This window comes from Mycobacterium sp. MFM001 (genome assembly GCF_003402475.1).
Classification (GTDB): domain Bacteria; phylum Actinomycetota; class Actinomycetes; order Mycobacteriales; family Mycobacteriaceae; genus Mycobacterium.
This window is the reverse complement of the sequence record NZ_BFAB01000007.1, coordinates 173,413-191,344: the sequence shown is the minus strand read 5'-3', so window position 1 is coordinate 191,344 and position 17,932 is coordinate 173,413. Positions and strand designations below refer to the sequence as shown.

General features: G+C 67.5%; 17 protein-coding genes and 2 tRNA genes. 7 read left to right on the top strand and 12 right to left on the bottom strand.

Annotated features, from left to right (window positions below):
• Window positions 1–2: 2 nt before the first annotated feature.
• From MFM001_RS14355 to MFM001_RS14345, 3 genes are read right to left on the bottom strand one after another with little or no spacing between them, the layout of a single operon-like run.
• Window positions 3–716 carry an HNH endonuclease family protein gene (locus MFM001_RS14355; RefSeq protein ID WP_116375933.1) on the bottom strand — a complete coding sequence of 238 codons (714 nt, stop codon included), beginning with the start codon at window positions 714–716 and terminating at the stop codon, window positions 3–5.
• Window positions 713–2,935, bottom strand: coding sequence for an ATP-dependent DNA helicase RecG (gene recG / locus MFM001_RS14350; protein WP_116375932.1), 2,223 nt, complete (start codon window positions 2,933–2,935; stop codon window positions 713–715). The genes MFM001_RS14355 and recG overlap by 4 nt, the downstream gene beginning before the upstream one ends.
• 2 nt (window positions 2,936–2,937) lie before the next feature.
• Window positions 2,938–4,599, bottom strand: coding sequence for a DAK2 domain-containing protein (locus tag MFM001_RS14345; protein ID WP_116376103.1), 1,662 nt, complete (start codon window positions 4,597–4,599; stop codon window positions 2,938–2,940).
• A 198-nt stretch (window positions 4,600–4,797) separates the two neighbouring features.
• On the opposite strand from MFM001_RS14345, the gene rpmB reads away from it, so the two are divergent.
• Window positions 4,798–4,992 (top strand): 50S ribosomal protein L28, encoded by a 195-nt coding sequence (gene rpmB / locus MFM001_RS14340; RefSeq protein WP_045380948.1) that lies wholly within the window; start codon window positions 4,798–4,800, stop codon window positions 4,990–4,992.
• Here the strand turns inward: rpmB and MFM001_RS14335 are convergent.
• A complete protein-coding gene (locus MFM001_RS14335) occupies window positions 4,989–5,672 on the bottom strand; it encodes a uracil-DNA glycosylase (RefSeq protein WP_116375931.1) in 684 nt (227 codons plus the stop codon). The genes rpmB and MFM001_RS14335 overlap by 4 nt on opposite strands.
• A 28-nt stretch (window positions 5,673–5,700) precedes the next feature.
• Window positions 5,701–6,615, bottom strand: a complete 915-nt coding sequence (locus MFM001_RS14330; protein ID WP_116376102.1) for a thiamine-phosphate kinase — start codon at window positions 6,613–6,615, stop codon at window positions 5,701–5,703.
• A gap of 83 nt (window positions 6,616–6,698) precedes the next feature.
• Between MFM001_RS14330 and MFM001_RS14325 the strand changes: the two genes are divergently transcribed.
• On the top strand, window positions 6,699–7,220 hold the full coding sequence (locus MFM001_RS14325; protein WP_192886946.1) for a DUF3515 domain-containing protein: 522 nt from the start codon (window positions 6,699–6,701) through the stop codon (window positions 7,218–7,220).
• A 69-nt stretch (window positions 7,221–7,289) separates the two neighbouring features.
• Here the strand turns inward: MFM001_RS14325 and MFM001_RS14320 are convergent, their stop codons facing one another.
• Entirely contained in the window at window positions 7,290–8,399 is a 1,110-nt protein-coding gene (locus MFM001_RS14320; RefSeq protein ID WP_116375929.1) for a D-alanine--D-alanine ligase family protein, read from the bottom strand.
• 43 nt (window positions 8,400–8,442) lie between these two features.
• Complete coding sequence (locus tag MFM001_RS14315; protein WP_116375928.1) at window positions 8,443–9,444, bottom strand: NAD(P)H-dependent glycerol-3-phosphate dehydrogenase; 1,002 nt, start codon at window positions 9,442–9,444, stop codon at window positions 8,443–8,445.
• Between the two features lie 42 nt (window positions 9,445–9,486).
• Here MFM001_RS14315 and cofC point away from each other — a divergent pair, with 42 nt between their 5' ends.
• From cofC to MFM001_RS14300, 3 genes are all read left to right on the top strand, one after another.
• Window positions 9,487–10,140, top strand: coding sequence for a 2-phospho-L-lactate guanylyltransferase (gene cofC / locus MFM001_RS14310; RefSeq protein ID WP_116375927.1), 654 nt, complete (start codon window positions 9,487–9,489; stop codon window positions 10,138–10,140).
• 63 nt (window positions 10,141–10,203) lie between these two features.
• On the top strand, window positions 10,204–12,411 hold the full coding sequence (locus tag MFM001_RS14305; RefSeq protein ID WP_116376101.1) for an RNA degradosome polyphosphate kinase: 2,208 nt from the start codon (window positions 10,204–10,206) through the stop codon (window positions 12,409–12,411).
• A gap of 68 nt (window positions 12,412–12,479) precedes the next feature.
• Window positions 12,480–13,412 (top strand): bifunctional NUDIX hydrolase/histidine phosphatase family protein, encoded by a 933-nt coding sequence (locus MFM001_RS14300; RefSeq protein ID WP_238159177.1) that lies wholly within the window; start codon window positions 12,480–12,482, stop codon window positions 13,410–13,412.
• A 66-nt stretch (window positions 13,413–13,478) separates the two neighbouring features.
• On the opposite strand, the gene MFM001_RS14295 is transcribed toward MFM001_RS14300, so the two are convergent.
• From MFM001_RS14295 to leuC, 3 genes are all read right to left on the bottom strand, one after another.
• Entirely contained in the window at window positions 13,479–14,108 is a 630-nt protein-coding gene (locus MFM001_RS14295) for an HU family DNA-binding protein (protein WP_116375925.1), read from the bottom strand.
• Window positions 14,109–14,307: 199 nt separating this feature from the next.
• A complete protein-coding gene (gene leuD / locus MFM001_RS14290; protein ID WP_116375924.1) occupies window positions 14,308–14,904 on the bottom strand; it encodes a 3-isopropylmalate dehydratase small subunit in 597 nt (198 codons plus the stop codon).
• Between the two features lie 16 nt (window positions 14,905–14,920).
• Complete coding sequence (gene leuC / locus MFM001_RS14285; RefSeq protein ID WP_371685541.1) at window positions 14,921–16,333, bottom strand: 3-isopropylmalate dehydratase large subunit; 1,413 nt, start codon at window positions 16,331–16,333, stop codon at window positions 14,921–14,923.
• A 24-nt stretch (window positions 16,334–16,357) separates the two neighbouring features.
• Between leuC and MFM001_RS14280 the strand changes: the two genes are divergently transcribed.
• Window positions 16,358–17,059 (top strand): IclR family transcriptional regulator, encoded by a 702-nt coding sequence (locus MFM001_RS14280; protein ID WP_116375922.1) that lies wholly within the window; start codon window positions 16,358–16,360, stop codon window positions 17,057–17,059.
• Between the two features lie 67 nt (window positions 17,060–17,126).
• Window positions 17,127–17,627 (top strand): pyridoxamine 5'-phosphate oxidase family protein, encoded by a 501-nt coding sequence (locus MFM001_RS14275; RefSeq protein ID WP_116375921.1) that lies wholly within the window; start codon window positions 17,127–17,129, stop codon window positions 17,625–17,627.
• Between the two features lie 25 nt (window positions 17,628–17,652).
• Here MFM001_RS14275 and MFM001_RS14270 read toward each other — a convergent pair.
• Window positions 17,653–17,725 (bottom strand) — tRNA-Glu (locus MFM001_RS14270).
• A 72-nt stretch (window positions 17,726–17,797) separates the two neighbouring features.
• Window positions 17,798–17,869: transfer RNA gene (locus MFM001_RS14265), tRNA-Gln, on the bottom strand.
• Window positions 17,870–17,932: the final 63 nt, after the last annotated feature.

Here is a 17,932-nt window from a genome sequence, read left to right as displayed (position 1 = left end):
CGCTAGCCGGCCGGGCACGTGGCCGCGGCCTGACGCAGCACGTCGACCGACGCCTGATCCATCGGCAGCGCATACCCGCGCAGTACCGCGATGAACTGCATGCCGTATTGGCACCAGAACGCGGTGTTGGGCGGCATCCACAGCGCCGGTTGCGAATCGCCCTTGTCCTCGTTGGCTTTTCCGGCGACCGCCAGCAGGTTGGCGGGATCGTTGGCAAAGCGGACGCGTTCGGGAAACGCCCAGGCGTAGGCGCCCATATCCCACGCCAACGCCAGCGGGACGATGTGGTCGATCTGCACCGACTCCCCGATTCGGGCGCCCCGCTGGAACGGCACCGTCGCGTTGGTGTACGGGTCGTGCAGTGTGCCGGTGGCCACGGCGTCGGGGCAGCGTTTGATCGACACGTAGGTCTTGTCGACGAGATCCCGGTTGAGGATGTCGTCGCGGGTGTCGCATCCGTTGTGTCCCCCCGGTGCGTCGTTGTCGTCGGTCCAGGCGTCGCCGAACGCGGCGCGACGGTAGTCGTAGCGGTGAATCCTGGCCGGCACCACCGCGATTCCGGCCAGCACGTCGACACCGGGCTGCACGGTCGGAACGTCGGCGCGCGCCGCGAACCCCTCGGCGCGGTTGCCCGCCGACGCGGCCATCACCTGGTAGGCGACCACCACCGCGAGCACCGCGATGGCCGACAACCACAGCAGCGTCTTGCGGCTCACGACTTGTCCAGGTACTCGATGCGATCGCTGCCGGTGAACGGCGCAGCCAGCAGCGCCATCCCCTTGTCTGCCGGGTTCTCGTCGTACATCCGCTCGCAGAGGTCGCGGGCCGACTCGATGACCTGTCGGTGCTTGGCCAGTGACAGTAGCTTCAGGGTTATGGGGCGGCCACTTTGGCTGCGACCCAACACATCTCCCTCGCGTCGTTCGTCGAGGTCGAGGTCCGCCAGCGCAAACCCGTCGAGGGTTTCCGCAACGGCCTTCAGGCGCTGGGCGGATCGGGAATTCGGCGGCACCCAACTGGCCAACAGACACAGGCTCGCGTGCGCCCCCCGGCCGATGCGGCCGCGCAGTTGGTGCAACTGGCTGATGCCGAACCGGTCGGCGTCCATCACCAGCATCACCGTCGCGTTCGGCACGTCGACACCGACCTCGATCACCGTGGTGCACACCAGCACATCGATCTCGCCGGCGCGAAACGCCGCCATCACAGCATCTTTCTCGTCAGTGCTCAGGCGCCCGTGCATGAGGCCCAGCCGCAGTCCCGCCAACTCGTGTCGGCGCAGCGAGGCGAACAGTTGCACCGCTGTCGCCGACGGCCTTCCGTTCTCTTCGCTCTGCTCGCTGTCGTCGCTTTCGTCGATCCGCGGCGCCACCACATAGGCCTGGCGTCCGGCGGAGACCTCCTCGATGATGCGCCGCCACGCGCGGTCCAGCCATGCCGGTTTGTCCTTGACGAAGATCGTGTTGGTGGTGATCGGCTGACGTCCGCGGGGAAGCTCACGCAGGGTCGAGGTCTCTAGGTCGCCGTAGACGGTCAGCGCCACCGTCCGCGGTATGGGCGTCGCCGTCATCACCAGAAGATGCGGTGTGATGCCGGCAGGAGCCTTGGCCCGCAACTGGTCTCGCTGCTCCACACCGAACCGGTGTTGCTCGTCGACGACCACCAGGCCCAGCCGGTGAAACTCGACGGCATCCTGCAGCAGCGCGTGGGTTCCGACGACGATGCCGGCCTGCCCGCTGCCGATCTCGTCGCGGACCTGTTTCTTCTGCGCCGCCGACATCGAGCCGGTGAGCAACGCCACCCGGGTGGCGTTGTCGGCGCCGCCGAGCTGACCGCCCAGTGCCAGCGGGCCCAGCACGTCGCGGATCGACTGGACATGTTGTGCGGCAAGCACTTCCGTCGGTGCCAACAATGCACACTGGTAGCCGGCGTCGACCATCTGCAGCATCGCCAACACAGCGAGGATCGTCTTCCCCGACCCCACCTCACCTTGCAACAGCCGGTTCATCGGACGGCTGGCGCTCAGCTCGGCGGACAACACGTCGAGCACCTCGCGCTGACCGGAGGTCAGCTCAAACGGCAAGCGCTGCAACAGTTCGTGTTTCAGACCGTCCGATTGCGGCGGGGCCGCCGGGCCGGATTGCGACAGTTCGCTGTGCCGGCGGGACACCAGCGCCCACTGCAAACCGACGGCTTCGTCGAAAGTCAGCCGCTCGCGGGCGTTTCGGCGCTCGGCTTCGTCTTCGGAGAGGTGGATCGCGCGCAGCGCGCGGTCCTCGGAGATCAGGCCGTGCTCGGCGACCACCACATCAGGCAGCGGGTCCTCGACGGGGTCGAGCACCGCGAGCACCTGACGCACGCATGAAAAGATGGTCCAGCTTTGGACTTTCGCGCTGGCCGGGTAGATCGGGAAGAAGGCCCGTTCGAAGGCCGACTGCAACACTTCGCCGCTGACCGCCCGCGACGCGCCGGCGATCTCGCGCAGTGACGTGCTGCCGTGGTCCTTGCCGTCCGGCGAGTTCAGGATCAGGAAGTCGGGGTGGGTCAGTTGCATGACGCTGCCGTAGTAGCCCACCTCTCCGGACAGCATGATCCGCGTTCCTTTGGACAGCTGCTCTCGGAACCACTTCTTTGGATGAAAGAACGTGGCGGTCACCCTGTTTCGGCCCGAGCCGATGGTGACGATCAGGAACTTCTCGTTCGGGCGTTTCTTCATTGGCTTGAGTTCCGACCCAGTGATGGTGTCGACGAGCGTCACGTGCTCGCCGACCGGCGGGCGCTCGTCGCCGGCGCCGCGCACCGTCGCGCCTTCGACGTAGCTGCGCGGGTAGTGGCGCAGCAGGTCGTCGACGGTGCGGATTCCGAACACCTCGTCGAGCGGTTTCGCGGATTTCGCCCCGATGAGGTAATCCAGTCGGTCGCTTAGCGTCGCCATGCCTACTCGACCCCGATCAACAGCGCATCGCCGCGATGTCCGGTGTGGTAGGTCGCCAACTCGGTGCCCGGATGCTGGTCGTGCACATGCTGCTGGAGTGCGTCGCCGAGAGCCGGGTCGACGTCGGCGCCCACCAGCACCGTCACCAATTCGCCGCCGGCCGCCAGCAGCACGTCGATCAGACCGGTCGCCGCCGACGTGACGTCGGGGGCCACGATCAGCACCTCGTCGCCGGCGATGCCCAGGCCGTCGCCGGGCTCGCAGGTGCCGGCCCAGGTCAGCGCCCGCTCGGTCGCGACGCGTACCGAGCCGTGCCGCGCGGCGCCGACCGCGCGCGCCATCGTGTACCCGTCGTCGACGGCCTGGCGGTCCGGTTCGTGCACGGCCAGCGCGGCCAAGCCCTGCACCATGGACCCGGTCGGCAGCGGCACCACGTCGATGCCCCAGCCGATGGCGGCGGTGCAGCCGGCGACCAGTTCCTCGGCGGCGACGTAGCCGTTGGGCAACACCATCACCTGCGCGGCGCCGGTGTCCACCACGGCCCGCAACAGCTGCTGGGCGCTGACCGCGGTGGTCGGGTCGGCGGCGTCGGGGTCGGGCCGCAGGACGCAGGCGCCTTCCCCGGCGAACAACTCCGCGGCGCCGTCGCCGTCGACGACGGCCAGCACGGCCCGCTCGCGGATCCAGCTGCCCGGAGGTAGGCCGGCGGGACCGCCGTTGAGCACCGAGATCTGGATCCGGTGCGGCCGGCCGAACGCCAAACCGGCCTCGACGGCGGCGCCCGCGTCATCGGTGTGGACGTGGACCGAGTAGCCGGCCTCGGATGTCGCGGACGCGGACGCGGCGATGGCCACCGAGTCGCCGAGCTGGCCGAGGCGGTCGTGCAGCGCGTCGGCGCAGTCGGCGTCGCAGTCGCCGAGCAGGTACATCACTTCGAACTGCGGGGCGGGCTGCTCGGGGGCGGCGTCGGCGGGCTGCGGGCGCGGCGACGGCTCGTACACCGTGCGGGCGGGCGCCTGACCGCTGATCGTGGTGCGCAACGCGTCGAGCAGCACCAGCAACCCGCGCCCACCGGCGTCGACCACACCGGCGTCACCCAGCACGTCGAGCTGTTCGGGCGTTTTCTCCAGCGCGACGACCGCTGCATCGCCGGCGGCGGTGATTGCCCTCACCAGTCCTTCGCCGGCGTGCTGCTGCGCCGCGCAGGCCGCGGCCTGCAGTACCGAGACGATGGTCCCGGCGACCTCCTGACCGCCCATCGAGGCGACGACCAGGTCCACGCCGTGCCGCAGCGCCGAGCCGAGGGTTTCGGCGTCGATGTCGTGCAGCTCACCGCCGGTTCGGGCGGCGGCCTCGGCGGTTACGTCGGCGATCCCCCGCAGGATCTGCGACAGGATCACCCCGGAGTTGCCGCGGGCGCCGTTCAGCGCACCGGCCGACAGCGCCGCCGCCACCCGCGCGACGTCGCCCGACCGTGCTTGGGTGTTGGCCTCGGCTAGCGCCGAGCGCATGGTGAACAGCATGTTGGTGCCGGTGTCGGAATCGGCGACCGGGAACACGTTGAGGCGGTTGATCTCGTCGATGTGAGTGATCAGGTCGCCGACGGCGGTGTGCGCCCAGTCACGCAGCGCGGCCCCGTCCAGCAGGCGTTCCGGTGTGTCCATTTGCGACACCTGGCCCACCTCCTCGCGCCTCCTACGGTGGGCGCCAGCCTAGCCAGTGACGGCGACAGGACCGGTCATAAGGTATCCGGCGACTGTTGATCGTTTTGGCACTTCCGCCCGGCGGCGGCTATCCTGACCAGGTTGTCGTGGCCACCCGAGGCTCGGTCGTTGGCCCCAGAGATTTGAGGAGTTTCAGCTATGGCCGCCGTGTGCGACATCTGCGGGAAGAGCCCCGGCTTCGGCAAGTCGGTTTCGCACTCGCATCGCCGGACCAGCCGCCGCTGGGACCCCAACATCCAGACGGTGCACGCCGTGACCCGCCCCGGCGGTAACAAGCAGCGGCTCAACGTCTGCACGTCGTGCATCAAGGCCGGCAAGGTCGTCCGCGGCTAAGGCAGTCGCCAGTCGACGGGCTCGGCGCCCATCTTTTCCAGCAGTTCGTTGGCGCGGCTGAACGGCCGCGAGCCGAAGAACCCCCGCGACGCCGACAACGGCGAGGGATGCGGCGATTCGATCGCCACACACTCCTCGCCGGCCAGCATCGGCTTGAGCGTCGACGCATCGCGGCCCCACAAGATCGCCACCAGTGGCTGGCGGCGATCCACCAGGGCGCGGATGGCGCACTCGGTGACGGCCTCCCAACCCTTGCCTCGGTGCGACGCCGGGTTGCCGGGCTGCACGGTGAGCACCCTGTTGAGCAGCATCACCCCACGCTTTGCCCACGGGGACAGATCACCGCACGACGGCACCGGATAGCCCAGGTCGCTGGTGTATTCGGCGAAGATGTTCTCCAGGCTGCGCGGCAGCGGCCGGACCTCCGCAGCCACCGAGAAGCTCAGCCCCACGGCGTGTCCGGGTGTCGGATACGGGTCTTGGCCGACGATCAGGACCCGGACCTCGTCGAAGGGAAAAGTGAAGGCGCGCAACACATTCTGGCCGGCTGGCAGATAGCCGCGGCCGGCGGCGATTTCGGCGCGCAGGAATTGGCCCATCTCGGCGACCTTTTCGCCGACCGGTTCCAGCGCACGCGCCCAGCCGTCCTCGACGAGCTCACGCAGCGGCCGCGCGGTCACGCCAGGCCTTTCGTCAGCAGCACGACCGTCACCTTACTGAGCCGAACGACTCCCAGCCCGCATATCCCTGCCACTCTTGTCCGTCGACAAGCACCCGCGCCGGCCCGTCGAGCACCCGCCCGATGACGCGCCAACCGGGCGGGACCGAGCCGGCGAACGCGGCGACCAGCGCGTGGTCTTCTCCCCCGCCGAGCACCCACGACCACGGGTCGGCGTCGACGGCCTCGGCAGCTGGCACCAACGCCTGCCGATCGGCCGCCAGCGCGTCGGTGCTCAGGTCAATGCCGACGCCCGACGCCTCGGCGACGTGCCGCAGGTCGCCCACCAGACCGTCGGACACGTCGATCATCGCCTGCGCGCCGGCGTCGGCTGCTGCGCGGCCCTGCCGATAAGGCGGCTGCGGCACCAGATGACGGCGCCGTAAGTCCTCGAAGTCGCTAAACCCGTTGCACCACAAGGCATATCCGGCCGCCGAGCGCCCAAGCTCGCCGGCAACCGCAACCACCGAACCGGGTCGCGCCCCGGAGCGCAACACCGGCTCGCGGCCCGCCAGATCACCCAGCACGGTCACCGCCACCACCCACTGCGGGCTGCCGACCAGGTCGCCGCCGGCAACACCGGCGCCGACGCGCTCGGCCTCGTCCCACAGGCCGTCCGCCAGCGCATCGGCCTCGGTAACCGGCGTCTCGGGCGGCGCCCCGAACCCGACGACGAACGCGGTGGGCCGCGCACCCATCGCCTCGATATCTGCGGCGTTTTGGGCGATCGCCTTGCGGCCAACGTCCTGCGGCGTCGACCAGTCCAGCCGAAAGTGCCGTCCCTCGACCAGCATGTCCGTCGACACCACGACCCGGCCGTCGTCGGCCAGGACCACTGCTGCGTCGTCACCGGGCCCCAGCGCAACCGCGGGCGGCTGACCTCGACGCACCAGCCGGCCGATCATGCCGAACTCGCCGAGTTCACCCAGCGTGCTCACATGGCCTCCTGGCGGGTACGTTCACCAACGACTCCGGGGAGTGTAAGCACGTGGACAACTACGAAGGCCCGCCGCGCGCCGTGCTGATCGCCGCGCTGGTGATCGCCGTCGGCGCGATCGGCGCAGTGCTGGCAATCGCGGCGACCCGCCACCCGGCGCAGCAACCGGTCGCGATTGCCGCCGTGCCGGCGCCGCAGGCCGGAAATCCGGCCTGCCGGGCGCTACTCGACGCATTACCGCAGCGACTCGGCGACTACCCGCGCGCCGCAGCCGTGCAGCCGGCGCCCGCCGGCACCGCCGCCTGGCGAGCCCAGGATGAGCCCGTCGTATTGCGGTGCGGCCTCGACCGTCCCGCCGACTTCGTCGTCGGCGCGCCGATCCAGGTCGTCGACCGGGTGCAGTGGTTCGAGGTTCGCCAGGACGACCGATCGACGTGGTACACCGTCGACCGGCCGGTCTATGTGGCGCTCACCCTGCCGCCGGGCGTGGGCCCGACGCCCATCCAGCAGCTGTCCGAGGTCATCGACCGCACGATGCCGGCCGTCCCGATCAGCCCGGCACCCCTCGGTTAGCGCGAATGTGGAGTTGTGGCACGCGAATTCGCGTCAGGCGTGTATCAAGTCCACACTCGACCAAAGCAGTTAGCGCAGGCCGGTGCCGCGCGCCAACGCCGTCTCGACCATCGTCGCCAACAGGGTCGGATAGTCCACCCCGCTGGCCGCCCACATCCGCGGATACATCGAGATCATGGTGAATCCGGGCATCGTGTTGACCTCGTTGATCAGCGGCCCGTCGTCGGTGAGGAAAAAGTCCACCCGCGCCAGGCCCTGACAGTCGATCGCGCGGAACGCCCGAATGGCCAACTCGCGCACGGTGTCTGCCACTTCGTCGTCGATCTTGGCGGGCACGTCCAATTCGGCGGCGTCGTCGAGATATTTGGTCGCAAAGTCGTAGAACTGGTCTTCGCGTCCGCGCACACCGGCTACCCGAATCTCCCCTATTGTGCTGGCTTGCACTGTGCCGTCAGGGAATTCGAGCACTCCGCATTCCAGTTCGCGGCCGGGAATCGCCGCCTCGATGATCACCTTGGGGTCGTGGCGGCGCGCTTGGTCGATCGCCGCGGACAGCTGCTCCCACTCGGTCACCCGGCTGACACCGATCGACGAGCCGCCGCGCGCAGGTTTGACGAACACCGGCAGCCCAAGTCGCTCGCGTTCGGACATGTCCAGCGTCGGCTGCGACGCCCGCAGCACGGCGTATGCGCCCACCGGAAGCCCTTCGGCCACCAGCAGTTTCTTGGTGAACTCCTTGTCCATGCCCGCCGCGCTTGCCAACACGCCGGCGCCGACATAGGGCACGCCGGCCATCTCCAGCAGGCCCTGAATGGTGCCGTCCTCGCCGTAGGGCCCGTGCAGAACGGGGAAAACGACGTCGACGGACGCCAGCACGTCGGGGTCGCCGGGCGACAGCGACACCAGCTGACCGGCTCGCTGCGGGTCGGCGGGCAGCGCCAGCTCGGCGCCCGACGCCGAGGTGATCCCGGGCAGCTGCCGGTTGGTGATGGCCAGCGCGTCGGGGTCGCCGTCGGTGAGAACCCACGAGCCGTCCGGGGTGATGCCGACGGCGGTCACGTCGAAACGCTGCGGGTCCAGGTTGCGCAGGATGCTGCCCGCGGAGACGCAGGAGATGGCGTGCTCGTTGCTGCGTCCACCGAACACGACGGCGACGCGGATGCGGTCACGGGCAGTCACAACCTAAAGAGGCTACCCGCCGGCTACGCCGCGCTTGCGATCGTCACTCCGGCTTGGTGCTGCGGCCCAGCAGCAACAACACCGCCTCGCCGACCGAAAGCCCTTTGTGGCAGACCCGGTGCACCGCGTCGGTGAGCGGCATCTCGACGTCGTAACTCGAGGCCAGGGCCAGCACCGATTCGCACGAGGTCACCCCCTCGACGACGTGGCCGTCGGTGGCCTGCAGCGCCGACTCCATCGTCCCGCCGCGGCCCAGGCGCTCGCCGAAGGACCGGTTGCGCGAATGCGGCGAGGTGCAGGTGGCCACCAGGTCTCCGACCCCGGCCAGCCCGGCCAGCGTCGCGCCTTTGGCGCCGACCGCGATGCCCAGCCGCATGATCTCGGCCAGCCCGCGGGTGATGATCGCCGCCGCGGTGTTCTCGCCCAGGCCCACTCCGGCCGCCATCCCGCACGCCAACGCGATCACGTTCTTGCAGGCACCACCGATTTCGGTGCCGATCACGTCGGAGTTGGTGTACGGCCGGAAGTACCCGGCGTTCAGCGCGCGCTGCAGGGCGACGGCGCGTCCGGAGTCGGTGCATGCGACGACGGTGGCGGCGGGCTGGCCCTCCGCGATCTCGCTGGCCAGGTTGGGTCCCGAAACCACCGCGACCTGCGCGGGGTCGACACCCGTCACCGCGACGATCACCTGGCTCATCCGCATCAGCGTGCCCAATTCGATGCCCTTGGCCAGGCTGACCAGCGTCGCGCCGTCGCGCCACAGCCCCGCCCATTGCTCGAGGTTGGATCGCATGGTCTGCGCCGGCACACCGAGCAGCACCGTGGAGGCGCCGCCCAGCGCCTCGGCGGCGTCGTCGGTGGCGCGAATCCCCGGCGGCAGTTGCACACCGGGCAGGTAACCGGAGTTGCGCCGGGTGGCATTGATTTCGTCGGCGACGTCGGCCCGGCGCGCCCACAGGGTGACGTCGACGCCGGTCTCGGCCAACACCTTGGCCAGCGCGGTGCCCCACGCGCCGGCGCCCATCACCGCGACCCCGCTCACCATGCGGCAACCCTAGCCTGGGCCCGGCTTTGGCAGGATGAAGCAATGGACGGCAAGCGGGCCGACACCGCTGGTGACGTCGGCTTGATCATTGCCGTCAAGCGGCTGGCGGCCGCGAAGACCCGACTGGCGCCGGTGTTCTCGGCGCAGACCCGGGAAACTGTGGTGCTGGCCATGCTCGTCGATACCCTCACCGCCGCCAGGGGCGTCGCGTCGCTGCGCTCGATGACTGTCATCACGCCCGACGACGCGGCGGCGGCAGCGGCGGCCGACCTCGGCGCGGACGTGCTGTTCGATCCGACTCCGGACGGTCATCGTGACCCCCTGAACAACGCGATCACCGCGGCCGAGCGGTCGGTGGCCGAGTCGACACCGAATATCGTTGTGCTGCAAGGGGATTTACCGGCTTTGCAGACGCAGGAGCTTGCCGAGGCCATCGGCGCCGCACGCGGCTATCGGCGTAGTTTCGTCGCCGACCGGCTCGGCACCGGAACCGCGGCACTGTGCGCGTTCGACACCCCGCTCGATCCGCAGTTCGGCCCGGATTCCGCGGCGCGGCATCGGCGTTCGGGTGCCATCGAGCTGACCGGGGCATGGCCGGGGCTGCGCTGCGATATTGACACGCCCGACGATCTGAAGGTGGCCCGGCGCCTCGGGGTCGGGCCGACGACCGCGCGCGCGATCGGCGCCCACCGATAACGCTGGGGTAAACAGCACACCAACTGCGCATCGATGTGGGCCGGCTGGTGGCAGCACGACCCGCTGATGAGTAATGATCGCAGGGTGACCGAAACAGAAGCCAGGGAAGCCACCGCCGCCGAGGCGCGGCCCGACGAAACGGTGTGGCATCCGGGTGACTCGGCGCCGGGCGCGCCGCCTGCCGCAACCGCGGCAGCGGCCGTTATCGAGGACCAGCTCCCCGAGCACCGCTACCTCAATCGGGAACTGAGCTGGCTGGACTTCAACGCGCGGGTACTCGCACTGGCCGCCGACACGTCGCTGCCGTTACTCGAGCGGGCCAAGTTTCTGGCGATCTTCGCCTCCAACCTCGACGAGTTCTACATGGTCCGAGTCGCCGGCCTCAAGCGCCGCGACGAGATGGGCCTGTCGGTGCGCTCCGCGGACGGACTGACCCCCCGCGAACAACTGCGTCGCATCGGCGAGCAAACCCAGCACATCGCCAGCCGGCATGCGCGCGTCTTCCTCGACTCGGTGCGGCCCGCGCTCGCCGAGGAAGGCATTCACGTCGTCACATGGGCCGATCTGAACGAGGCCGAACGCGACAAGTTGTCGAATTATTTTCACGAGCAGGTCTTCCCGGTCCTCACGCCGCTGGCGGTCGACCCCGCTCACCCGTTCCCGTTCGTCAGCGGGCTGAGTCTGAACCTGGCAGTCACCGTGAACCGGCCCGACGACGGCGGCACCCACTTCGCCCGGGTCAAGGTGCCCGACAACGTCGATCGCTTCGTCGAGCTCGGCGGTAAGCGTGCCGACGGCACCCCCGAAGTCCGGTTCCTGCCAATGGAAGAACTGATCGCGGCGTTCCTGCCGGTGCTGTTCCCCGGGCTGGAAATCGTCGAGCACCACGTGTTCCGCATTACTCGCAACGCGGATTTCGAGGTCGAAGAAGACCGCGACGAGGATCTGCTGCAGGCGCTCGAACGGGAACTGGCGCGCCGGCGGTTCGGCTCGCCGGTGCGGCTCGAAGTCGCCGACGACATGACCGAGAACATGTTGGAGTTGCTGCTGCGCGAACTCGACGTGCATCCCGGCGACGTCATCGAGGTGCCGGGACTTTTGGATCTGTCGTCGCTGTGGCAGATCTACGACCTCGAACGGCCCGCGCTGAAGGATCGGGCATTCGTACCCGCCACTCATCCCGCATTCGCCGACCGGGAAACGCCCAAGAGCATTTTCGCGACGCTGCGCGAGGGCGACGTGCTGGTGCATCATCCCTACGATTCGTTTTCCACCAGCGTGCAACGGTTCATCGAGCAGGCAGCCGCCGACCCCAACGTGCTGGCGATCAAACAAACGCTGTACCGCACGTCGGGTGACTCGCCGATTGTGCGTGCACTGATCGACGCCGCCGAAGCCGGCAAGCAGGTGGTGGCACTGGTCGAAATCAAGGCTCGCTTCGACGAGCAGGCCAACATCCGGTGGGCCCGCGCGCTTGAGCAGGCCGGTGTGCATGTGGTGTATGGGCTGGTGGGCTTGAAAACACATTGCAAGACTTGCTTGGTGGTGCGCCGCGAAGGGTCGGCGATCCGGCGCTACTGCCATGTCGGAACCGGCAATTACAACAGCAAGACCGCGCGGCTTTACGAAGACATCGGTCTGCTGACCGTGGACCCCGACATCGGCGCCGACCTGACCGACTTGTTCAATTCGCTCACCGGCTATTCGCGCAAGCTGTCCTATCGCAACCTTTTGGTGGCACCGCACGGTATTCGCACCGGCATCATCGAGCGCGTCGAGCGCGAAGTCGCCGCCCACCGCGAAAACGGCAACGGCCGCATCCGGCTCAAAATGAACGCGCTTGTCGACGAGCAGGTGATCGACGCGCTCTACCGGGCGTCGCAGGCCGGCGTGCGCGTCGAGGTGGTGGTGCGCGGCATCTGCGCGCTGCGCCCCGGTATGGAGGGGTTTTCCGAAAACATCGTGGCGCGCTCGATTCTCGGCCGCTTCCTGGAACACTCGCGGATCCTGCATTTCCGCGCCATCGACGAGTTCTGGATCGGCAGCGCCGACATGATGCATCGCAACCTCGATCGGCGCGTCGAGGTGATGGTTCAGGTCAAAGATCCGCGGCTGACCGCGCAACTCGACGACATGTTCAATTCGGCGCTGGATCCCGCGACCCGGTGCTGGGAGCTCGGGCCGGACGGCCAGTGGACCGCATCGCCGCAGGAGGGTCGCACAGTGCGCGACCATCAGGTATCGCTGATGGAGCGACACCGCAGTACGTGACCGAAATTCCCGTCCCGACCTTCCGGCCGCCGGGCCCGGTGGGCCCGAATTGACTTGCAGGAGTGAGGGTGTCGACACAAACCTCGCCGAAACGCACGGCGGGTAAGACCGTGTGCGCGGCCGGCGCCGTGCTGTGGCGGCCCGGGCACCGCGAGTCCGCGCCCGAAGTTGCGCTGATCCACCGGCCACGCTACGACGACTGGTCGCTGCCCAAAGGCAAAGTCGATCCCGGTGAAACAGAACCGGTGACCGCGGTGCGGGAGATCTTCGAGGAGACTGGTCACCGGGCGCACCTGGGTCGGCGCATCACGACGGTGAGCTACCCGATCGAACAAGGCACCAAGAAGGTGCGGTACTGGGCGGCGTGCAGCCTCGACGGGAGCTTTAGTCCCAACGGTGAAGTCGACGACCTGATCTGGTTGCCCGTGCCCGCCGCAGTCAAGAAACTGTCGTATTCACAGGATCGAAAGGTCTTGCGACGGTTCGCCAAACATCCGACCGATACCCAGACGGTGTTGGTGGTCCGGCACGGTACCGCGGGCAGTAAATCCCGCTTCAAAGGCGACGACACCAAGCGGCCGTTGGACAAGAAGGGCCGCGCGCAGGCCGAGGCACTGGTCGGTCAGCTGCTGGCGTTCGGCGCCACCGACGTGTACGCAGCCGACCGATTGCGTTGCCACCAAACCGTCGAACCACTGGCCGAAGAACTGGGCGTGGTCATCTGCAACGAACCCACGCTGACCGAAGAAGCTTATGCCGACAACCCGAAACGCGGCCGCCGCCGAGTCCTGCAGATCGCCGCGTTGAAACGCACGCCGGTCATCTGCACACAGGGCAAGGTCATTCCGGATCTGATCGGCTGGTGGTGTGACCGCGATGGTGTGCGCCCCGACAAATCCCGCAACCGCAAAGGCAGTACCTGGGTGCTGTCGCTGTCAAACGGGCACCTGGTGGCAGCGGATCATATCGGCAGCGCACTGGCCACCAACGTGCTGACCTAGCACGCAGATTCGCCGCGGCCCACCCCGAGAGCGGGACCGCGACGAATCCGCGTGTATGTGGTTGTGTTACCGGCGGCCGCGCCGAGCAGTCGCCTTCTTGGCCGGCGACTTCTTGGCTGCAGTCTTACGGGCTGGAGCCTTGGTTGCCTTCCTGGCGGTCGACTTCGTTGCCTTCCTGGCTGTCGACTTGGTCGCCTTCTTGGCCGGCGCCCGCTTGGTGGCCTTCTTGGCAGCCGTCCGCTTGGTCGCGGCCTTCTTGGCCGGTGACTTCTTCGCAGCCTTGCGGGCCGGCGCCTTCTTCGCAGCCTTCTTGGCAGTCGACTTGGTGGCCTTCTTGGCCGGCGACTTCTTCGCCGCTTTGCGTGCGCCGGTCGCTGTCACACCACGTTTCACGGCAGGTCCTTCCGCTGGGAGGCGCTGTGCGCCAGAGACAACCGCTTTGAATTGAGCACCTGGACGGAATGCCGGCACCGATGTCGGCTTCACCTTCACCGTCTCACCGGTGCGCGGATTGCGAGCCACGCGTGCTGCGCGGCGGCGCTGTTCGAATACGCCGAAACCGGTAATGGTGACGCTCTCACCCTTGTGCACCGCCCGCACAATGGTGTCGACGACGTTCTCAACGGCGGCGGTGGCCGACCTACGATCCGAGCCCAATTTGTCTGTGAGTACGTCGATGAGCTCCGCTTTGTTCATGCAAACCCTCCGAAACCAGTGGTCCTTGTTGGACCGACTAGTGGACACGGTAAACCCTGACACCACTGATTTCCAAGAGCCACGCGCAATTTCAATGGCTTCTGGCGAACTTTTTTGGAAACCGGTTGCCGCCCTTGGCCGGTGGACAGCCGGTCAAATAGTCGCGGCGCGGGCCCGGAATTCGGCTCCGATCCAGCGTTCAGGAAGCCGACAGAGTGCGCGGTTTCCAGGTTTGGCGAGTCGCCTCGAAAGTTTCGATCTGATCGAGTTTCCGCAGCGTAAGGGCTATATCGTCAAGGCCTTCGGCCAGTCGCCAGGCCGTGTAGTCGTCAATCTTGAACGGCACCACCACCGTTCCCGCGGCCACATTCCGATCTTGAAGATTGACAGTGATTTCCAACCCTGGGGACTGCTCGATGAGCTTCCAGAGCAGTTCCACGTCATCTTGGGCGACTTCGGCCGCCAACAGCCCCGCCTTGCCCGCATTGCCCCGGAGAATGTCGGCGAAGCGAGATGAGATGACCACCTTGAATCCGTAGTCCATCAGTGCCCACACCGCGTGCTCGCGCGAGGATCCGGTGCCGAAATCGGGTCCGGCGACCAGTACTGAACCCCTGTCAAATGGGCTGAGATTCAGCACGAAAGACGGGTCGGTGCGCCAGGCCGCGAACAATCCGTCTTCGAAACCCGTTCGGGTTACGCGCTTCAAATAGACCGCGGGAATGATCTGATCGGTGTCCACATTCGACCGCCGCAACGGCACCCCGATGCCGGTGTGAGTGCGAAACGCTTCCATGCTTATCTCCTCTACGTCAGTCCAAGTCGGCCGGCGCGGACAGTTTTCCGCGGATTGCGGTGGCCGCGGCCACCACCGGCGACACCAAATGTGTGCGGCCGCCCTTGCCCTGCCGCCCTTCGAAATTGCGGTTGGACGTCGCCGCGCATCGCTCTCCGGGCGAAAGCTGATCCGGGTTCATACCGAGACACATCGAGCAGCCGGCTTGCCGCCACTCGGCGCCCGCGGCCGTGAAGATCTCTGCCAGTCCTTCGGCTTCGGCCTGCGCACGAACACGCATCGACCCCGGCACGACGAGCATTCGCACGCCGTCGGCCACTTTTCGGCCGCGCAACACGTCGGCCACCGCGCGCAGGTCCTCGATGCGGCCGTTGGTGCATGATCCGACGAACACGGCGTCCACCGCGATGTCCCGCATCGGGGTGCCGGGTCGAAGGTCCATGTACGCCAACGCCTTCTCGGCGGCCTGACGCGCGGCGTCATCGGTCATCAGCTCGGGGTCCGGCACCGCGGCCGCCAACGGCACACCCTGACCCGGGTTGGTTCCCCACGTGACGAACGGACTCAACGATGCGGCGTCCAGATAGACCTCGGTGTCGAATTCGGCGCCCTCGTCGGTGCGCAGCTGCTGCCAATACGCCAGTGCGGCATCCCACTCGGCGCCGGTCGGTGCATGCGGGCGCCCACGCAAGAACTCGTACGTCGTCGCATCGGGCGCCACCATTCCGGCACGGGCGCCGGCTTCGATGCTCATATTGCAAATCGTCATCCGGGCCTCCATCGACAGCGATTCGATGGCGCTGCCGCGGTATTCGATGACATGGCCCTGGCCGCCGCCCGTGCCGATCTTGGCGATCACCGCGAGAATGATGTCTTTGGCCGTCACGCCGTGCGGCAGCTCTCCGTCGACGTTGACCGCCATCGTCTTGAACGGCCGCAGCGGAAGCGTCTGGGTGGCCAGCACATGTTCGACCTCGGAAGTCCCGATTCCCATTGCCAAAGCACCGAATGCGCCGTGGGTGGATGTGTGGCTGTCGCCGCAGACGATCGTCATGCCGGGCTGCGTGAGTCCCAATTGCGGTCCGACGACGTGCACGATGCCCTGCTCGATGTTGCCCATCGGGTAGAGGCGGATGCCGAATTCCTCGCAGTTGCGTCGCAGCGTCTCGACTTGCTTGCGTGACACCGGGTCGGCGATCGGCTTGTCGATGTCGATCGTCGGCACGTTGTGGTCTTCGGTGGCAAGCGTCAGATCCGGCCGCCGGACCGGGCGGCCGGCCAACCGCAGACCGTCGAATGCCTGTGGGCTGGTGACCTCGTGCACCAGGTGCAGGTCGATGTAGATCAGGTCCGGTTCGGTTCCGCCACCCGACACCACGACGTGGTCGTCCCAAACTTTCTCGGCCAGCGTGCGCGGCCTTGTTCTCACATTCTGAGACGATAGTATCTCCATATGAGACAGGATAGCGGCATCGGCGTCCTCGACAAAGCCGTGGGTGTGCTGCACGCGATTGCGGAATCACCCTGCGGGTTGGCCGAATTGTGCGACCGCACCGGGTTGCCCAGGGCTACCGCGCACCGGTTGGCCGCCGGACTGGAAGTTCACCGGCTGCTGGCGCGCGACGGCGAGGGTCGTTGGCGGCTCGGCCCCGCAGTCAGCGAGTTGGCGGCCCAAGCCACCGATCCGTTGTTGACGGCAGGCGCCGCGGTGCTGCCCCGGCTGCGTGAGATCACCGGCGAGAGTGTGCAGTTGTACCGCCGCGAGGGCAGCTGGCGAATCTGTGTGGCCGCACTGGAACCGCCTGCGGGGCTTCGCGATACCGTTCCCGTTGGCGCACGGCTGCCGATGGCCGCGGGGTCGGGCGCCAAGGTGCTGTTGGCGTACAGCGACGCCGCTACCCAGCGGGCCATCCTGCCGTCGGCGAAATTCGGTGAGCGGGCGCTGGCAGAAGTGCGTCGGCGCGGTTGGGCGCAGAGCGCCGCCGAACGCGAGCCGGGTGTCGCCAGCGTGTCGGCGCCCGTGCGTGATAGTCGCGGCGATGTGATCGCGGCCATTTCCGTGTCCGGGCCGATCGACCGGATGGGACGACGGCCGGGCGCGCGCTGGGCCGCCGACTTGCTGGCCGCCGCCGACGAGCTGACTCGCCTCCTGTAGTTCTTGTGCCGAGATTGCGCCCAGCGCGTCGCAGAGTCGAATTGGCGACCTGACACACTTTCAAGCCATGGGAACCAACCAGCGTGCGCAGATTGTCATGTCCGAGGCGGAGATCGCCGACTTCGTCGCCACCAGCCGCACCGGCACCTTGGCCACCATCGGGCCCGACGGGCAGCCGCACCTGACCGCGATGTGGTACGGGGTGGTGGACGGCGAAATCTGGCTGGAGACCAAAGCCAAGTCGCAGAAGGCGGTCAACCTCCGGCGCGATCCGCGGGTGAGTTTTCTGCTGGAGGGCGGCAACACCTACGACACGCTGCGTGGGGTGTCCTTCGAAGGTGTGGCCGAGATCGTCGACGATCCCGACGCGATCTTCCGGGTGGGAGTCAGCGTGTGGGAGCGCTACACCGGCCCCTACACCGACGACATGAAGCCGATGGTGGACCAGATGATGAACAAGCGGGTGGCGGTGCGCATCGTGGCCCGCCGCACCCGGTCGTGGGATCACCGCAAGCTGGGCCTGCCCGCGATGCCGGTGGGCGGTTCGACCGCGCCGGCCGCCGTCTAAAGGCGACCAAACGCCAGGAAAAAAGTAGCCCCGATGGGATTCGAACCCACGCTACCGCCGTGAGAGGGCGGCGTCCTAGGCCGCTAGACGACGGGGCCAGAACTGATCCGAGCTGTCAGCATAGCTCACAGCCGTATGCCCACCTAATTGCTTGTGGTGGACAAACTTTGCTGGGGTACCAGGACTCGAACCTAGAATGGCTGAACCAGAATCAGCTGTGTTGCCAATTACACCATACCCCATTGGCGCCCTAAAACCGCTGGTCAGAGCGTCTTGCCGCCGCTACTGCCAACCGCTCGAGGACC

What these genes read in the sequence shown, in the direction of transcription:
- recG (WP_116375932.1), bottom strand. Translation starts at nt 2,935, where the DNA reads ATGGCGACGCTAAGCGACCGACTGGATTACCTCATCGGGGCGAAATCC.
- MFM001_RS14345 (WP_116376103.1), bottom strand. Translation starts at nt 4,599, where the DNA reads ATGGACACACCGGAACGCCTGCTGGACGGGGCCGCGCTGCGTGACTGG.
- rpmB (WP_045380948.1), top strand. Translation starts at nt 4,798, where the DNA reads ATGGCCGCCGTGTGCGACATCTGCGGGAAGAGCCCCGGCTTCGGCAAG.
- MFM001_RS14330 (WP_116376102.1), bottom strand. Translation starts at nt 6,615, where the DNA reads ATGATCGGCCGGCTGGTGCGTCGAGGTCAGCCGCCCGCGGTTGCGCTG.
- MFM001_RS14315 (WP_116375928.1), bottom strand. Translation starts at nt 9,444, where the DNA reads ATGGTGAGCGGGGTCGCGGTGATGGGCGCCGGCGCGTGGGGCACCGCG.
- cofC (WP_116375927.1), top strand. Translation starts at nt 9,487, where the DNA reads ATGGACGGCAAGCGGGCCGACACCGCTGGTGACGTCGGCTTGATCATT.
- MFM001_RS14295 (WP_116375925.1), bottom strand. Translation starts at nt 14,108, where the DNA reads ATGAACAAAGCGGAGCTCATCGACGTACTCACAGACAAATTGGGCTCG.
- leuD (WP_116375924.1), bottom strand. Translation starts at nt 14,904, where the DNA reads ATGGAAGCGTTTCGCACTCACACCGGCATCGGGGTGCCGTTGCGGCGG.
- MFM001_RS14280 (WP_116375922.1), top strand. Translation starts at nt 16,358, where the DNA reads ATGAGACAGGATAGCGGCATCGGCGTCCTCGACAAAGCCGTGGGTGTG.
- MFM001_RS14275 (WP_116375921.1), top strand. Translation starts at nt 17,127, where the DNA reads ATGGGAACCAACCAGCGTGCGCAGATTGTCATGTCCGAGGCGGAGATC.